Genomic DNA, 17,670 nt, shown 5'->3' with positions numbered 1-17,670 from the left:
GCGACAGCACGGCGCCACCCCCAACGGCAGGAACAGCATCTATGATGCTTTGACTGCGGGCGGGAGCGCTCGCTTTTGCAAGGGAACACCTGGGTCCCTGTGCCCCCCTTGTCAGCCCTGCTATAGTTTGAAACAATTGAGATAGTTAGCCCAACAGGCCTGCAGACATTGGTGGCAAAAGCCCGATCTGTTTCTCTTTCGCTTGCCGTGTTTATACCGCCCCTGCTCTTGCCCCAGCCCGTCCCTAGGAGATCCCCCACATGTTCCAGAGTTTCGACGTCACCGCACGCCCGGAGCAAGGCCCTCCACGACTTCTGGCCCTGCGCGCGGAACTGGCCCAAGATGGGCTGAACGGCTTTCTGGTGCCCCGTGCTGATGCACATCAGGGGGAATATGTGGCTCCGCGCGATGAGCGGCTGAGCTGGCTCACCGGCTTTACGGGGTCTGCCGGCTTCTGCGCAGTGCTGGAGAACACCGCTGGGGTGTTCATTGACGGCCGTTACCGCACCCAGGTCAAGCGCCAGGTTGCAGACCTCTTCACCCCGGTGCCCTGGCCGGAAGTGGGGCTTGGCAGATGGCTCAAAGAACAGCTGCCTCAGGGTGGCAAAATTGGCTTTGATCCCTGGCTGCATGCCACTGCGCAGATTACAGCTCTGGCCAAGGAACTGCAGGGCACAGGTATCGCGCTGGCCCAATGTGACAACCTCATTGACCGGATCTGGCAGGACCAACCTGAACCACCCATGATGCCAGTCCAGCCACATCCCCTGGACTACGCCGGCGAGGCCGCTGCGCAAAAATGTGAGCGCCTGGCCCAAGGGCTAAGCCAGGCAGGCCATCAGGCGGCGCTGATCACCCTGCCCGACAGCATCATGTGGTTGTTGAACATCCGGGGTGCTGATATTGCGCGCAACCCGGTGGCACATGGGTTTGCCATCCTGCACAGTGATGCGCGGGTGGACCTGTTTATGGCCTCCGAAAAGCTGCAACAGCTGGGCGACCACCTGCCCTCATCCGTCACCAGCCATCCGCCAAGCGCTTTCTTGCAGGCTGTGGAGACACTCACCGGGCCCATCGCGGTTGACTGCGCCAGCCTGCCGCAGATTGTTGCCGAGAGGTTGGGAGACCAACTGGTGGATGCAGGCGACCCCTGCGCCCTGCCCAAAGCGCGCAAAAATGCAGCCGAGATCGCAGGATCCGCCGCCGCCCATCTGCGGGACGGCGCAGCTGTGGTGGAGCTGCTCAGTTGGTTGGATGCCCAGCCTGTCGGCAGCCTTACCGAAATCGATGTAGCCAAACGGCTGGAAGAATTGCGCCGCCGGGATCCGGCACTACGCGATATCAGTTTCGAGACCATATCCGGCACCGGAGAAAACGGCGCAGTGATGCATTACCGGGTCAACGAAGAAAGCAACAGCCGGTTGCAAGCGGGGCAGTTGCTGGTTCTGGACAGCGGCGGCCAGTATCTGGACGGCACCACCGACATTACCCGCACCATTGCCATTGGCACACCGGGGGCTGAGGAATGCGCCGCCTTTACCCGGGTGTTGCAAGGTATGATCGCCATGTCCTGCCTGCGCTGGCCAAAGGGGTTGGCCGGCCGCGATATCGAAGCCGTGGGCCGGATGCCACTGTGGCTCGCGGGGCAGGATTTCAATCATGGGCTGGGCCACGGTGTTGGTGCCTATCTCAGCGTCCATGAAGGGCCGCAGCGTTTGAGCCGTGTCTCCACCGTGCCACTGGAACCTGGCATGATCCTGTCGAATGAGCCCGGCTATTACCGCGAAGGCGCCTTTGGCATTCGGATCGAAAACCTGCTGGTGGTGGAGCAAGCTCCAGCCCTGGCCACCAGCGATCCCGACCGCGACATGCTGTGCTGGCGCGGGCTCACCTACGCGCCGATTGATCGCCGCCTCATCCTGGGGAATATGTTGACGTCTGCAGAACGAGACTGGCTCAATGCCTATCACAGCGAAACCGCTGCTAAGTTGCGCCCCTACGTCAGTGTCGCAGCCCAGTCTTGGCTGGATGACGTTACCAAACCAATCTGATAACAGATTGTTACATGTTTACGGCATAAAGACATGCCATGTGACCAAATCAGGGGGACGAAATGAACAATATCCGCATCCGCAAGGCAGCTGGCACCTGGGTCGTTCGCTCAGGCGGCGCCGTATTGGGCGAAACCACACGCGCGCTGGAACTGGACGAGGACGGTCATGCGCCGGTGATTTACTTCCCCCGCGAAGACATCGCTGTAGCCTTTCTGGATCCCAGCGACAAAACAACCCACTGCCCGCACAAGGGCGATGCGACCTATTATTCAATCGTCAACAAGTCATCCGTGACCGAGAACATGGTCTGGAGCTATGAAGCGCCAAAGGAAGAGCTGGCCGAAATCAAAGGCTATCTTGCCTTTCACACCAGCGACTCTGTGAAAGTGGAGCAGATCTAAACGCCAGGGGCTTTTTCTCCCGTCCCATGCATTTCGATCACAACATGGAGCTGCGCCACCGATGTGTCGCGGCTTTTTGTTTCGTAAGCTCAAGGCGAAGGCGCCTCATGGCCCTGGGTGAAACGGGAGATAATGGCGCCTGGCGGTTGGGGATACCTGTAGCAGCGCAACGTGCCGCGGCTATTTGCTTTTGTCTGTGCTCCCCCGTCGTAGGCGCTAGCCGGGATCGCGGGCAGCTAGGGGGGGGGCAAATACTCGCCACAAAAGCCGCTTGGGTCAAAACCAGTCAGTCGCCAGCCAGCTACAAGCAATAAATCAGTCAAAAGACTAAGCGCACCCAAAGGCACGATTTGGCAGATCGAAAAGGTTCTGCCCCAGCCGCATCAGAGCTTGGGATAAAGCCGCATCAGAGCTTAGAGCACCGCGCGACACAGGGTGCGCCGCACATCCTCCAGCCGACCATTTGCACTAAAAACATTGGTCTCCATCGCGCATTGCATCGCGTAGTCAATCAATGCTTCCAGGGATGCCTTTTCCTTATCCAGCTCGCCTATAGTCAAACTTTGTGCAGCCTCTTCCGGGCTATCTTTTAAAGTACGCATGTTTTCCCTTCCGCACTTTAGTAACGAATGTTACCGCAAGAACAGAATCCGACAATCCAAGCGTCTAATCAATAGAAAGAAAAAATTAACCTATATGTGATGTAGATACCTCGCAATTCGCAAAGGTATCGTTAGAAATTTGGTGCAAATTGGAGTTCTGATCATATTTTGAACCCGCTTCTTGGCAAAATTCACCACCAAAGCAGCGGTCCAAGGTTCGAGATAGACAATTTTAGCTGTGTTCCTCAGCCGCGACGGCAACCAAGGCACGGTTGTAGGCCTTTAGCGCATCTACGTGGTAAACCGCCCCAAGCAGCACCTCTGCGCCGTCGTTCACCTCCACCACTGGCAAAAACACTGCATCAGCCCGGTCAAACACCGGCAGCGCCGCCTCCAGCGAAGCGCCATTCTCCAGGCTGAGCCCCTGACTGTGCAAGGCCTCACATTCTTCCTGGGAGGCGCAGCGTGGGTCACCAAGTGGGCGCATCACCGCATCCGATCTGAGCAGCGCCAGAAGATAGGCCTGCGGTCCCGCCGCACAGTGAATATTGCGCCGCTCTAGCTGGGTCAGAAAGAAGGAGCGGTCCACCAAACGTGACGCCAGGGCGGTCGAGATCGAAACCGCCACCATGACAGCAAGGCCGATCTGCCAGTCGCCGGTCAGCTCAAACACGATCAAGGTTGTCGAAATCGGCGCGCCCAACACGGCGGCGGCCACCGCACCCATACCAGCAAAGGCGTAGAGAGTATGGGTGCCAGATACATCCGGCAGTACAGAGGTGGCAATCAACCCAAATGCCAGGCCAGTCAGCGCCCCAATCATCAAGGAAGGGGAAAACACGCCGCCGCCCATACGGCCACCCATGGTAATGGCGACAGCGGCAGTTTTGACCACCACAAAAATAAGCGCCTGCGACAGCACCAAGCCCCCCGTCAGCGCCAGCTCCGTTGTCTCATAACCAACCCCGATGATATGGGGGTACCAAATGGCGATCACCCCGAGCAAAAGCCCGGAAATAGCCGGCCGCAGCCAGCGCGGTATCCGCAGCCCCTGATGAACAACATCACCGACGTGATCGGCAAAAAAGATCGCCCGCATCAGGACAACAGCAACCAAACCGCAAATCACCCCAAGCATCAGAAAGGCGGGCAACTCCACATAAAACTGCAAGGCACCCGGGGTCTGCATGGAAAACTCAGTCACATCGCCATAGGCAAGTCGGTTGATGACCGTCCCCGCCACCGAGGCAATCACAATGGGGGCAAATGCATGCACCGCAAAATGGCGCAAGACCACCTCCAGCGCAAAAAGCGCGCCGGCGATGGGCGCGTTAAAGCTGGCGGAAACCGCCGCCGCAACAGCACAGCCCAGCAGGTCACGCCCGGTGATCCCATCAGCGCGGATTTTATCACTCACCCAGCTGGAGATCACCCCGGCCAGGTGCACAACCGGCCCTTCGCGCCCCGATGATCCCCCCGTAGAGAGGGTCAAGAAAGAGGCGAGTGCCGAGGCAAGGCCCGCTTTCATTTCCAGCCGCCCCTCGTTCAGGGCGGCCCCCTCGATAACATCAGCCACCGACCGCACCCGTCCGTCCGGGGTGAAACGATCCAGGATGATGCCGACGATCAGCCCCCCCAAAGTGGCAATCAAGACCAGCCAGTACCACGGAAGATCTGCTGCAAAACTATGGAGATAATTGACATCCTCAGCGCCATAGACCCAGGCCTGCAGAGCGGAAATTCCCTTGCGGAACAGCAAGGCCGCAAAACCGGCGCTGACGCCGATCAGCAGCGCAATAAACCAGAACCGAAACTGGCTTGGGCCGCGGTGCAGCAGAACACGCCAGCTGTCCTTCATCTCAGAAATCCCTCTGGAAAACTGAGCAGACAGCGAGTGGTCGTGCGGCTTGGACATTGGAATCCTGCAAAATGGTTTTGAACGTTCAGCCTAAAATAAAAATAGACCGTAAAGAATTGGTTGGCATGGAACGACAGCCTGACCTTATTCTCAGGCCGATAGTGCCTTAGCTTGCCAGCAAAGCGCGCGCAGCGGCGCGGGCCTCTGGGGTGATTGTATCACCAGAAACCATTCGGGCAATTTCATCCACCCGGTTTTCGGTATCCAAAGGCACAACTTCGGACAGGGTGATGCCCTCGGCAACCCGTTTTTGCACCCGCCAATGGTAACCACCCTGGGCAGCAACCTGAGGGGAATGGGTGACCACCAGAACCTGGCCGGATGTCGCAAGCGATTTCAGCCGCCGCCCCACCGCATCCGCGGTCGCGCCACCAACACCCCGGTCAATTTCGTCAAAAATCAGGGTCTTGCTTTGATCATCGCCCCGCAAACAAACTTTCAAAGCCAGCAGAAAGCGGCTCAGCTCGCCGCCCGAGGCGATTTTGTTCAAGGGGCCAGAGGGCGCGCCGGGATTGGTTGCCACGGTAAAGGCCACGGAGTCACACCCTTCGGGTCCGGCTTCGGCTGGCTCAATCAGCGTTTTGAACACCGCCCGTTCCATTTTGAGCGGAGCAAGTTCAGCCATCACGGCCTGATCCAGGGCGTCAGCATTGTCGCGGCGCGCCGCACTTAGTTGATCCGCCAGTGACTGATAGTCAGCATCAGCCTGCGCCAGTGCCGCTTCCTGATCTGAAAGGTCACGGTCCCCGGCATCCAGGGCGGCAAGTTTGCCGCGCAACAGATCTGCATGGGCCGCGAGTTCGTCAGGTTGGACACCATATTTTCGAGCCAATGCTCTGATTTCAAACAACCGTGCTTCGCAGTCTTCCAGATCTCCTGGATTGAACTCCAGCCCTTCCAGCACTCTCTGCACACCGTCTTGCGCCTCGCCCAGCTCAACCATGGCCCGGCTCAGGGCGCTCAGCGGCGCGGTCAGCCCAGTGTCGTCGCCGCCCTCAACGCCCTCAAGCCACCGCTGGGCTTCGCCCAAAGAGGGCTCAGCGCCTTCGCTCAGCAGTGCGTGGGCGCGGGCAATATCGCCGCGAATGCGTTCAGCCTGCTGCATCTGGCGGCGCTGTGCGTCCAGGGTTTCGTCTTCGCCAATCTGAGGGTCAAGTTTATCCAGCTCTGCCACGGCATGGCGCAGAAATTCTTCCTCGGCGCGCACCGCCTCCAGCGCCGCGCGGGTCGCCTGTACAGTCTTGCGTGCCTTGGCTACAGCGCCCCATGCGGTCCGGGTCTGGGCCAACAGGCCAGAGATCGAGGCAAAAGCGTCCAACAAGGCCCGATGCCCCCGTGGGTTCAACAGCCCCCGGTCATCATGCTGGCCGTGCAGCTCAACCAGTGTTTCCGACAGTCGACGCAGCACTTCGCCCGAACAGCGCCGGTCATTGACCCAGGCCGTTTTGCGGCCATCCGCTGTGTTGACCCGCCGCAGCACCAATTCCTCGCCGCCCGGCAGCCCCGCCTCTTGCAGAATGGCATGCGCCGGGTGGTCAGCGCCGAGATCGAATTCGGCAATGACCTCCCCCTGGGAAGCCCCCTGGCGCACCAGCTCGGCGCGGCCACGCCAGCCCAGAACAAAGCCAAGCGAATCCAACAGAATGGATTTGCCTGCCCCGGTTTCGCCGGTCAACACGTTCAGACCTGGCTGAAACGCCAGCTCCAAGTGGTCAATGATCAGAAGATCACGAATATCAAGTGCACGCAGCATAGCCGGGTTTTCGCCTTGTTCCGTCGTCAGGCAGACTAGAGCCAGCGGCCTTTGATCGATTGGCGGTAAATCTGGCTCAGCCAGTTATTGCCCCGATCTTTGAGCTTGAGCCCCTGCGATGTCAGCAGTTTATAACTGTCCTCATACCAATCGGTCGATTGATAGTTATGCCCCAGAATGGCGCCGGCGGTCTGCGCCTCTTCGGTCAGGCCCAGCGACAGATAGGATTCGACCAGTCGGTGCAGGGCTTCAGCCGTATGGCTGGTGGTCTGAAAATCCTCAACCACAACCCGGAACCGATTGATAGCCGAGGTATAGTGGCCACGCCGCAGGTAATAGCGGCCAATTTCCATTTCCTTGCCTGCCAGATGGTCAAAGGCGAGATCAAACTTCAAAATCGCTGAGGTGGCATATTCGCTGTCTGGATAAACCTCGATCACCGTGCGCAGTGATTGCAGCGCCTGAAAGGTCAGCCCCTGATCGCGTCCGACCTCGTCGATTTGGTCATAGTAGCTTAGCGCCAGAAGATACTGCGCATAGGCTGCATCTTCATCTGTTGGGTAGAAATCAATAAAGCGCTGTGCAGCACTGCGGCTGCTCTCATAATCTTTTGCCTTGTGATTGGAATAGGCCTGCATGATCAGGGCTTGCTTGGCATATTCCGAATAGGGGTACAGGCGTTCGATCTCAGAAAAGTAGAATGCGGCATCTTTGGTGCGGCTGCGCGCCAGCTCAAATTCCCCACGTTCAAAGATCTGTTGCGGTGTGTAACTTTCTAGCGGCACCGTCTGCTCAGCGGCGCCACCATCCCCGCCACATCCAGAAAGTGCTGCCATCAACAGAGCCGCGCTGACAAATTTGGCTCCTGCCTTGATGCCGATCATATCGCCTAAACCTCACCGTCTTTGACTTTCGGGTGTCATGCCCCGGGTTCTGCCCCGTTTAGCACATTCATCCAGCGTACAAAACGCCTTTCAACCACTTCGCCCCCACTTGGCAGAGAATGTTTGTCATGGTCAAGCCTGTCCGCCCGACAAGCCCGCTTCAACAGCAAAGCTCTGCCTTCCCAAAATGCTAAAAGCCCCGCACAAGCGGGGCCATCTTCACCAAATTGTTGCGGTGCTCTCTGGTCGTTTATGAGCGGCCAAACATCTAGATTTCCGGTTTTTCTGGGGGGGGCCTGTGCACGCCCGGTCAGGCCATTCGCAGCCCAGATCGGCAACGCAGGCCGCTATTAGGCGACGCGACGGCTGGGATGGGGAATTTCGGAGCGGACAAGCCCCTGTCCTGGCAAACGTGCTGTCATCGCCAGATCACAATCAACCCGGCGCATGGCCCCTGGGGTGGCAAAAAGTTCACGAAGCAGGGTGTTGGTCAGGGCATGGCCTGCCCGGTCCCCCACGTAGCGCCCCAGAAGAGGGCCACCAGCCAAGGCCAGATCCCCCAGCGCGTCCAGCATTTTGTGGCGCACAGGTTCGTCTGAGTGGCGCAGCCCCTCTCCACTTTCGACACGGCTGCCATCAAAGACAATTGCATTTTCGCCCGGGACGCCGCCAAGGGCGAGACCATTGGCCTGCATGTTTTCGACATCGACGCGACGGCAGAAGGTGCGGCTATCGCAAAGTTCCCGCACAAAGGCACCATTACGCAGGTCCAGAATGCGGCTTTGACGTCCAATGGCCTGCTCATCAAAGTCGATGTGGAATTCAATCATCAGGCGATCACAGGGCAACAAGGTGGCTGTGGCACCGTCTTTTTCTACGGTGACAGGTTTGAGAACCTGAATAGCCGAAACTGGGGTTGCCAGCCGATGGGTGCCCTGCCCCATGATACCGCGCACGAACTCGGCAGAGGAGCCGTCCAGGATTGGCACTTCGGGGCCGTCAATTTCGATCAGTGCATTGTGAACGCCGCAGCCCGCCAAGGCGGCCATCACGTGTTCAACGGTGGAAACCGACACACCGGCCGAATTGACAAGCCGTGTGCACAGAGCGGTGCGTTCAACATGATCCCATAGTGCCGGAACCATGGTGTTGCCCAAAGCGATGTCAGTGCGTTTGAAAACGATGCCGTGCCCCGCTGCCGCCGGGTTGATCACAAGACGTGCCGATTGGCCGGAATGCAGGCCAACACCTTCAAATGTCACTGATGCTTTAAGCGTATTTTGCACCTTGTGCTCCTGATCACTTTGTCCGGCGACATGCGCCGTGTTGGGAAGATAGGTAAGGATTTCACAAAAAAGCCACAACTCAATCTTTGTAACGGTTTGAAACATCCCTGTAACAGATCGGCAAAACACTGCTCAAAACCGTGCAATTCATTGATTTAAAATAAAAAAGGGCCGCCCCGAGGCGGCCCTTCAGAATAGATTAGTGAAAGGTTAATTTGCTTGACGGCGCAGGAAAGCCGGGATTTCGATACGATCCTGCTCAGCATCGCCCTCTTGTTGCTGCACCGGTTGCGGCTGCGGCGCTGCTGCCCGCTGCTGAACCGGCGGTTGCTGACGCACCGGCTGCGGCTTTGCGGCCTGCGTTTCGGCTGCGCTGCCGGTCATCCGGTGGATCAAAGAGTTAAGGCCAAACCGACGCTGTTCAGACTGTGGTTCTGCCTCGTGGGAGGCGGAGGCCGCAGCTGGACGATGCTGTGGTTGTGGTGCTGGAGCAGCCTGCACCGGCGCCTGTGCCGGAACCGATTTCGCCATGGGCTGCTGCCCCTGCGCACGGGCAGCGGCGGCCTGCAGGCGCACGATAGCATCCGGCGAAGGGGTGCCGGGCGCAGGCGCTTTGGGCGCAACAAAGGAGGCACCGGGCTGTTCTTCAACCGCATCAACCTGTGGCTGGAAAGCGGGAACCTGCGGCTGATAGGCCGGCTGTGGCAGCCCGTGCTGACCGTTGTCTTCGATCTCTTCAAAAACTTCCTCGGCCGTTTCCTGTGCCGCAACCGGCTGCACCTCAAGGCTTTCGAACAAGGATGGCTCCTGAACGGCCTGAGCAGGCTCAGCCTCCGCAACCTGTGGTTGCTCAACAGGTGTGCTCAGCTCCAACGGAGCCGGACGGGCCTCTTCGACGCTGACAGATTTTTTCAGCGGTGCCGACATTGGACGACGTGGCACAGGCATATCTGTCATTACGTCAGTCGCGTCGATACCGGTTGCCACGACGGAGACACGCATCCGGCCTTCCATGGCGGTATCCAGGGTCGAGCCAACGATGATATTGGCCTCGGGGTCCACCTCTTCGCGGATGCGATTGGCGGCTTCGTCCAATTCAAACAGGGTGAGATCATGGGCGCCGGTGATGTTGATGAGAACACCCTTGGCTCCACGCAGGCTGATTTCATCCAGCAATGGGTTGGCGATGGCTTTTTCAGCAGCCTGAACGGCGCGATCTTCGCCCTCGGCCTCTCCGGTGCCCATCATCGCCTTGCCCATTTCGTCCATCACGGCGCGCACATCGGCAAAGTCGAGGTTGATCAGGCCCGGACGCACCATCAGATCGGTCACGCCCTTGACGCCCTGATACAACACGTCATCCGCCATCGAGAAGGCCTCGGTGAAGGTGGTCTTTTCATTGGCCAGACGGAACAGGTTCTGGTTGGGAATGATGATCAGCGTATCAACGACCTTTTGCAGGGCTTCGACGCCCTCCTCGGCCTGTTTCATCCGCTTGTTGCCTTCGAACTGGAAAGGCTTGGTGACAACACCCACGGTCAGCACACCCAGTTCACGGGCCGCCTGCGCAATGATGGGCGCCGCACCGGTACCGGTGCCGCCGCCCATACCGGCAGTGATAAAGCACATGTGAGCGCCTGCCAGGTGGTCAACGATCTGTTCAATGCTTTCCTCAGCAGAGGCCGAACCAACGGAGGGACGCGCACCAGCGCCGAGCCCTTCGGTGACTTTTACGCCCAGCTGGATCCGACTTTTTGCCGCGTTCTGCTGAAGGGCTTGAGCATCGGTATTGGCGACGACAAAATCGACACCTTCCAGCTCTTTTGCGATCATATTATTGACCGCATTGCCACCTGCGCCACCGACACCAAACACGGTGATCTTAGGGGCCAGCTCTTCCTGCCCGGGCATCGAAAGGTTCAATGTCATGCTCTTTCCGCCTGTTTCTCAGCCCTCCCGCAAGGGCTATTCCTGTTTTTCCACCTCAATCTTACCGTGAAGGCGGAGTCTCGTCATCCCAAAAAACGAAATCTGCCACAAAATATGGCCCATCTCCGGGAAAAACCCGCAAATCTCCGCTCATGCAGGCAGATTTGGTAGAACGCCACAGCCCCCGACACAATGCAACCTACCCCAGCGGGACTACCACCAGGGTCACAGGTTCAATTTTGACGGTTGCCTTCTGCTCGGCAGTTTTGCGTCACTTTTTGCGACTGTTATATCTTTGTTATCTGTTTTTCCCAGCCCTGTCACCCGGCTCGGTCCAGGTTTTTCCACAGGCTGGGGATATTTTTTCTGCTGCTTTTACCAGTTGTCCCGGAACCAACGCACCGCCCGGCTGATGGAGCGGGCCGGATAGCGGTCAACAGGGGTTTCAAAATCCCACCACTCATCCTGCGGGTGGGCGGCAAACAGGCTCAACCCAACGGCAGAGGCAAACCCCGGTCCGGTGGCGGACTGCGGCAGGCCGTGGACCCGCAAAGGCCGACCCAGGCGAACCTGTTGCCCCAGGATGCGCGTGGCCAAACCGTCGAGCCCCAGGATCTGACTGGAGCCGCCGGTGAGAACGATCTGCTGGCTTGGAAGGTATTCGAATCCGGCGGCATCGAGCCGCGCGCGCACCTCTTCGAGGATTTCCTCCACCCGGGGGCGCATAATGCCAATCAGTTCCGCGCGGCTAACAGTGCGCCGGTCATGTTCCCAGTCGCCCGTGTCGCCGCCAATGTCGATCATGTCCCGGTCATCGACGCCGGTGGCATGGACGCCCCCACAGAAGGTTTTGATCCGTTCCGCATTGGCCATCGGAACGCCCAGCCCCATGGAAATATCGCTGGTGATGTGATCGCCGCCCATACGCACCGCATCGGCATAGATCATATGCTTTTTCATAAAGACCGAAATCGAGGTAGAGCCGCCGCCCATGTCGATACAGGCAGCGCCCAGCTCTTGCTCGTCTTCGACCAGTGCCGCGTAGCCCGAAGCATAGGCAGAGGAGGCAATCCCGGCAAGTTCCAGATCGCAGCGCTGGATACAGCGCACCAGGTTCTGCACCGTGCCGGTGTCCACCGTCAGCATATGCATATCCACCGCCAGCGTTTGCCCCAGCTGGCCGCGTGGATCCGCAAGCCCCGAACGATTATCAAGGGCAAAGTTCACCGGTTGCGCATGCAGTACCTCACGTCCAGGGCCGTATTCCGGAACCTCACAGGCGGCGAGCACCTGGGCAATCTCGGATTCAGAGACTTCCTGACCGTCCAGCTCCAACCGGGCATCCAACCCATATGAGCGCGGATTGGCGCCGGAAAAACTGGCAATCACATGATCGACCCGCACCCCGGCCATCTTTTGCGCCGCCTGCACTGCGGTGCGAATGGCGCGCTCGGTCTCTTGCATGGCGGTGATTTCGCCAAACTGCACCCCGCGCGACCGGGTGGTGGCCGCGCCAATCACCCGAAACCCGGATTGTCCCGCTAAAGAGCCAATGGAATTATCCTCGCTGAGCCGACCGGAGCCATCAAAGCGCAACACCAGACAGGCAATTTTTGAACTGCCAATATCCAGAATGGCCACGACCCCACGCTGCATCGCCTGACGGCGCATCTGCCGCATTGCACGCTGGGACTGATAAAGATCCGTCATCTTACAACCCACCCTCGTTCATTTCTCTGATGCGCCACCAGTTTTCCACTGCATTCTCCGTCATTCGAACCGTCGGCCGCGCCGCAATTCGCATATCCACCACCGCGACATCGCGCTCCAGCAGGTCCTGTACTTCGCTCACCACGATCACCCGCTCCAGCGCCTGCACTGGATTATCCTGCGGCAACATGATCCGCTGGCCGCGGTCCAGCACCACATCCCAGCGGCGCTCTCCTATCCGTACCAATCCGCGCAAACGCCCGCCAAGCGGCCGCGCGGTGGCAAACAATTCCAAGGCTTCGTCCGCCATGAGATCCGCGGATTTCCCCGCGATCAACGGCAGCTCCGGGTGCATCGCCCGCCGCCCCAACTCGGCCACATGCGCGCCGGTCTTATCCAGCAGCGCCAGGCCTTCGCGGTTGCGCCAGATCATCGCCGGGCTGCGTTCTTCGATGTCGATTTGCAAAATCCCACCGGGGCGAATGCGTACATTCACCGCCTTTACCGGTGCCAGGCTTTCGATCTCACTCCGGATCTGCGCCAGGTCCAGATCAAAGGAGCTCACCGGGAAATCCAGCGGCAGCACTTCGCGCACATCCTGCGCCACAGAGGCCCCCGCCCCATCAACAGCCATGACATTGACCATGAATTCGGGGCGCTCTTCGATGGCAGCACGCAGCGACAACAGGCTGTCATGCACCATATCGCGCCGCTCCTGATCCGCAAGGAAAGCCCCGGTGGCAGCCAGAAGCAAGCACAGAGGCACGCCAAATTTCAACCCAAAGCGAATGCCGGGGGTCAACATCCAGCGTTGCAGCCGATACTTCAGCCGCGATGGCGCCGGGTCAGCCTGACTGGCTTTGCGGGTGATGCGATCCTTTAGCGTCCGCATGAGGCGTCCTTTACCAACCATGCGCAGAGCGCACCAAAGTCCAGGCCACAATGGGCCGCCTGTTCCGGCGCCAGCGAGGTCGGCGTCATACCGGGCTGGTTGTTGGTTTCCAACAGGATCAAACCCGCCGCGCCTTTGGACTCGTCCCAGCGAATATCAGTGCGGCTCAATCCCCGGCAGCCCAGGGCGCGATGGGCGCGCAGCGCGTAATCAAGACAGAGGTCACGAATATCCGCCGGAATATCCGCCGGAATCACATGGCGCGACCCGCCGGGTTTGTATTTGGCGTCATAGTCATACCAGCCATCTGTCAGAATATCGGTCACCTCAAGCGCGCGATCCCCCAGCACCGAAACGCTGAGCTCCCGCCCCGGGGCAAAGGCCTCAACCAGGACTTCATCCGGCATGTCAGGGGACAGGGCTGGCGGGCCATTGGCGGCTTCATGCACCAGATAGATCCCAACACTGGAGCCTTCGTTGTTGGGCTTTACCACATAGGGCGGTGCCATCACATGATCGGCCATCACCTCCGCTTTGGCAAAAAGGCCGCTTTTCATGATTGGCAGGCCAGCCTCATGGAACACCATCTTGCTGCGCTGTTTATCCATCGCCAGCGCCGAGGCCAGAACACCCGAATGCGTATAGGGCAGCCCCATCCATTCCAGCAGGCCCTGCACACAGCCATCTTCACCCCAGCGGCCATGCAGGGCGTTAAAAACCACATCTGGTCTGGCAGTCAAAAGCTGTGCGTAAAGGTCCGGACCGGCGTCCAGTTCTACCACATCATATCCTTCGCCCCGTAGTGCGGCTGCGCATTCACGCCCACTGGACAAAGACACCTCACGTTCTGCTGAGGGCCCGCCCAATAGTACCGCCACTTTCGGGAGTGCTCTGCTCGACTCACCCACGATAGCGCCTCAAAATTATCGGGCTTTGCGCCCTTGGTTATTGGAGCCCTAAAACGGACCCGCATTATTTTCGGGTCGTTGCCCGTATTCCGGGGCCTGAGGCCCCTAACAGTTGCAAGATCCAAGATCCTGCCCACCAAATGACTGCCTAAGGCCATCCGGCGGAAATTCGCCCCCTAAACAGGAGCCCTGTGCCATCATAACGCCGCAAATCTTACCGGGTTATTAATAGCGCCTTTACCATGTTTAAGATCGTGCCTGCCTGCTGTCACGCCCAAACGGCAAAAACATCCCCCAAGCAAACCTATAAAGATTTGAAAAGGTTGCGTGTTTTGAATGTTCCGACGTTATTCTTGCTGCTCTAACAGGGGTTCTCCGACCCTCATGATTTCCCATTCTAGCGTTATGCCGGAATTGGCGTAAACCTTTTTTCTGACATCTTCGCCCAAAGTCTCCAGATCTGCGGCAGTTGCGCCACCCGTGTTGATCATAAAGTTCGAGTGTTTCTCGCTCATTTGTGCACCGCCCAGCTGGGCACCGCGCATCCCGGCGTCATCAATCACCTTCCAGGCCTTCAGATCCTGCACATCATCCGCGCGGCCGGTCGAGGAAAACCCGGCCGGATTGCGAAAGGTCGACCCGGCAGAGCGGTCCTTGGTGGGCTGGGTGTCATCGCGCTTTTGCAGCTGGGCTTTCATCCGGTCATGCAGGGCGTCTGGATCCGCAGCCTCGGCACGCAATGTGGCCGAAATCAGCACCGCGCCTTCTGGCAGCTCAGTCTGGCGATACTGGAACGCGAGCTCCTGCGCCGTGATCACGCGCAGCTCTCCTTGCCGGGTGACGATCTGAGCTGAGACAAAATGATCCGCCACATAAGAGCCATAGCAACCGGCATTCATTCGCACCGCGCCACCAATAGAGCCGGGAATGGTGCGCAAAAAGGTCAGGTCCAGGCCTGCGTCAGCGGCTTTTCGCGCCACATGGGCATCCAGCGCCGCTGCCCCTGCGGTGACCAGATCGCCCTCAATCTCGATCCCGTTAAAGCCGCGCCCCAAGCGGATCACCACAGCCCGCAAGCCCCCATCGCGCACAATGAGGTTAGAGCCTACGCCCATGGGAAAAACGGCAATGTCAGCGGGCAATTGCGCCAGGAAGTTCTGCAAGTCGTCAACATCCACTGGCTGGAACAGATAGTCAGCCGCACCACCGACGCGCAGCCAGGTCAGATCAGACAGGGCGCGATTTGGGGTCAGCTTGCCACGTACCGATGGCAAATTTGCAAGATCAAATTCAGACATGTTCAGGGCCAGTCCATCCAGCGTAAAAAGTATTGATCATCAGCCAAAAGCAGAAGGCGAGCAAAGTTGCAAGCCAAGTGACCAAAAGCAAAGCACTCGCAAAGGCAAAGCCAATTCTGGTCCCGTCATCGCTGCCTGCTTGTTCCATGTTTGGGATAACCACAGTATAATAATCGTAGAGCCAAAGCCCCCCGACTAAAATAGTTATACCGGTGAAGAGAGTGATGAACCAGCGGGCCTTTCCGGTTAGTCCAAACACCGCTCCGACCACCACGGCCAACCCAACCCAAAACATCTGGCTAGCTCTCCTCATCACCAGAGGTCGAAGCGCCTCCCCTGCGCAGCCAGCGCCCTAGATAGATCAACGGCCAGCGCAGCACGCTCATGGCAGCGCAAAGCACCGCCAGCCCCCACCAGGGGCCGTTCTCGTAAACCACATAGCCCAGCAGTGGGATGCCAATTGCAATCAAGATATAGGCGCGCCGCCAGTGTTTGTCCTTACTGGGGACCATCGCAAGAAGATTGGCCAGCAGCGCCCAGACAGCGGCCAGGGTTAGCGAGAGGGTCATTGCGGCCCCTCCGTCGGCTGGCGCCATTTGGTCCAGTAGTATTTGATTGGACGACGGTACATCGATCCTACAGCAAACAGCCCAAACACCACTGCAATCCAGCCCAGCTCAAATGCCATCCAGACCAGCAGAAACGGAGCAATAAACAACAGGATGCGCCCCGGCACAAAATGCCGCTCAACCGGCAGCATGGCCACGGCTGTGGTGGCCAGAACCCAAAGGATGGCGGCGATCAGGCTCACATCCACCCGCCTACTGCGGTGGCCAGCGCCAGTAGCGATAGGATCAGACCCACCACAGGAACTGCAAAGGGCACCTGAAAAGGCGCCTCTGGCTGGCGGCGTTTTTGCAGGATCAGGGCCAGGTTCACCAGCACAAAAACAGACAAAAGCGTGGCGGATGTAACACTCGCCAGCTGCGCAACCGGTAGCCAATAGGCAGCGACAAGAACCGCCAAACCAATCAGTACGGTGGCGCGCACCGGGGTGCCAAAACGCGGATGCGCATGACGAAACGCCGCCAGCCAGGTGGTCCTGCCTCCCAATCCGTATAGCACCCGCGAGGCCATGACGATCTGGGCCAGCACACCATTGAGCGCCGCAAAGACCGCAATCGCCGATAAGAACCGTGCATTGCCACCCTGCGACTGCTGCCAGACCAGCGCCAGCGGGCTATCGGAGCTTGCCAGCGCGTCCAGCGGCACCGTTCGAACCGCGGCCCAACAGACCAGTGCGTAGATCACCGAGGTTACAGCCAGGGAAATGACAATAGCCTGGGGCAGAATGCGGGTTGGATTTCGCACCTCTTCTGCCATGTTTACAATGTCTTCAAAGCCAATAAAGGCAAAGAAAGCCAAAACCGCACCAAAGGCAATCCCTGTGGCCAGTCCCGGCGTCGTGATCATCTCGGCCAGCGGCAAGGCCGCGTTCCAGTCGGGGCTGGCCGAGGTGGAAAACCCAGCCCAAACCACCAGGGCCAGGCCCAGCACCTCGATCAGCGTAAAGACCGCCACAAGCGCAAAGCTTTCCAGCACACCGATAATGGCGACCAGAACCAGGGCCACCCCCATGCCAATGATGGCAAGCTCAGCATCTATCCCGGTGGCAGCAGCAAAATAGCCAGCCCCGCCGCGCAGGACAGCCCCGGCTGACACCGTGCCGGCAACCACCACCGCCAGCCCGACAAAGATAGCAAAGAACTTGGAGTTGAACCCCTGGCCGACATAGGCGGCCTCGCCTGCGGCCTCGGGCAGGCGAGAGGAGAATTCAGCATAAGACAGCGCCGTTGGCGCCGCGATCAGCCCGGCAAGCAAAAAGGCCAGCGGCGCCAGCACCCCGGCCTCGGCAGCCACTGCCCCCACCAATACATAGATCCCCGCCCCCACCATGACGCCGATACCATAGGCAGTCAAAAGACCTAGTCCGATACGGCGCTTCAGCTGCTGGCTCATTTGGCGGATCCTTTTG

16 protein-coding genes are annotated in these 17,670 nt (G+C 58.9%); 2 read left to right on the top strand and 14 right to left on the bottom strand.

Translation table 11 applies throughout. The annotated features are described in order from the left end of the window. Positions 1–260 precede the first annotated feature (260 nt). Together N1037_09065 and N1037_09060 are read left to right on the top strand one after the other, a co-directional pair. Positions 261–2,051 (top strand): aminopeptidase P family protein, encoded by a 1,791-nt coding sequence (locus tag N1037_09065; protein UWS81140.1) that lies wholly within the window; start codon positions 261–263, stop codon positions 2,049–2,051. Between the two features lie 62 nt (positions 2,052–2,113). Beyond that, the gene (locus N1037_09060) at positions 2,114–2,455 is read left to right on the top strand and encodes a DUF427 domain-containing protein (protein UWS81139.1); all 342 of its coding nucleotides are present in this window, start codon (positions 2,114–2,116) and stop codon (positions 2,453–2,455) included. A gap of 413 nt (positions 2,456–2,868) precedes the next feature. Here the strand turns inward: N1037_09060 and N1037_09055 are convergent, their stop codons facing one another. The 14 genes from N1037_09055 to N1037_08990 form a co-directional block, all read right to left on the bottom strand. Then, the gene (locus tag N1037_09055) at positions 2,869–3,057 is read right to left on the bottom strand and encodes a hypothetical protein (GenBank protein UWS81138.1); all 189 of its coding nucleotides are present in this window, start codon (positions 3,055–3,057) and stop codon (positions 2,869–2,871) included. A gap of 232 nt (positions 3,058–3,289) precedes the next feature. Continuing rightward, a complete protein-coding gene (locus N1037_09050) occupies positions 3,290–4,972 on the bottom strand; it encodes a chloride channel protein (protein UWS81137.1) in 1,683 nt (560 codons plus the stop codon). Positions 4,973–5,081: 109 nt separating this feature from the next. Further along, positions 5,082–6,728, bottom strand: coding sequence for a DNA repair protein RecN (gene recN, locus N1037_09045; GenBank protein ID UWS81136.1), 1,647 nt, complete (start codon positions 6,726–6,728; stop codon positions 5,082–5,084). 35 nt (positions 6,729–6,763) lie between these two features. Next, positions 6,764–7,612: an outer membrane protein assembly factor BamD gene (locus N1037_09040; protein UWS81135.1), complete on the bottom strand. Its 849-nt coding sequence runs from the start codon at positions 7,610–7,612 to the stop codon at positions 6,764–6,766. Positions 7,613–7,962: 350 nt separating this feature from the next. Continuing rightward, positions 7,963–8,898 carry a UDP-3-O-acyl-N-acetylglucosamine deacetylase gene (lpxC, locus tag N1037_09035; GenBank protein UWS81134.1) on the bottom strand — a complete coding sequence of 312 codons (936 nt, stop codon included), beginning with the start codon at positions 8,896–8,898 and terminating at the stop codon, positions 7,963–7,965. Between the two features lie 210 nt (positions 8,899–9,108). Further along, positions 9,109–10,827 carry a cell division protein FtsZ gene (ftsZ, locus tag N1037_09030; protein ID UWS81133.1) on the bottom strand — a complete coding sequence of 573 codons (1,719 nt, stop codon included), beginning with the start codon at positions 10,825–10,827 and terminating at the stop codon, positions 9,109–9,111. A 375-nt stretch (positions 10,828–11,202) separates the two neighbouring features. Beyond that, complete coding sequence (gene ftsA / locus N1037_09025) at positions 11,203–12,537, bottom strand: cell division protein FtsA (GenBank protein UWS81132.1); 1,335 nt, start codon at positions 12,535–12,537, stop codon at positions 11,203–11,205. A gap of 1 nt (position 12,538) precedes the next feature. Then, positions 12,539–13,429 carry a cell division protein FtsQ/DivIB gene (locus N1037_09020; protein ID UWS81131.1) on the bottom strand — a complete coding sequence of 297 codons (891 nt, stop codon included), beginning with the start codon at positions 13,427–13,429 and terminating at the stop codon, positions 12,539–12,541. Beyond that, the gene (locus tag N1037_09015) at positions 13,417–14,337 is read right to left on the bottom strand and encodes a D-alanine--D-alanine ligase (protein ID UWS81130.1); all 921 of its coding nucleotides are present in this window, start codon (positions 14,335–14,337) and stop codon (positions 13,417–13,419) included. The genes N1037_09020 and N1037_09015 overlap by 13 nt, the downstream gene beginning before the upstream one ends. Positions 14,338–14,684: 347 nt before the next feature. Next, entirely contained in the window at positions 14,685–15,635 is a 951-nt protein-coding gene (gene murB / locus N1037_09010) for a UDP-N-acetylmuramate dehydrogenase (protein ID UWS81129.1), read from the bottom strand. Further along, entirely contained in the window at positions 15,628–15,930 is a 303-nt protein-coding gene (locus N1037_09005) for a hypothetical protein (GenBank protein UWS81128.1), read from the bottom strand. Before N1037_09005 ends, murB begins: the two co-directional genes overlap by 8 nt. A 4-nt stretch (positions 15,931–15,934) precedes the next feature. Next, on the bottom strand, positions 15,935–16,204 hold the full coding sequence (locus N1037_09000) for a DUF2484 family protein (protein UWS81127.1): 270 nt from the start codon (positions 16,202–16,204) through the stop codon (positions 15,935–15,937). Then, complete coding sequence (locus tag N1037_08995; protein ID UWS81126.1) at positions 16,201–16,446, bottom strand: DUF2484 family protein; 246 nt, start codon at positions 16,444–16,446, stop codon at positions 16,201–16,203. The genes N1037_09000 and N1037_08995 overlap by 4 nt, the downstream gene beginning before the upstream one ends. After that, positions 16,443–17,654 carry an amino acid permease gene (locus tag N1037_08990; GenBank protein UWS81125.1) on the bottom strand — a complete coding sequence of 404 codons (1,212 nt, stop codon included), beginning with the start codon at positions 17,652–17,654 and terminating at the stop codon, positions 16,443–16,445. Before N1037_08990 ends, N1037_08995 begins: the two co-directional genes overlap by 4 nt. Positions 17,655–17,670 lie beyond the last annotated feature (16 nt).

This window comes from Phaeobacter sp. G2 (genome assembly GCA_025163595.1).
In the GTDB taxonomy this organism is placed as follows: domain Bacteria; phylum Pseudomonadota; class Alphaproteobacteria; order Rhodobacterales; family Rhodobacteraceae; genus Pseudophaeobacter.
Note: the sequence above shows the minus strand (reverse complement) of the source record. Positions and strands in the feature narration are given on the sequence as shown.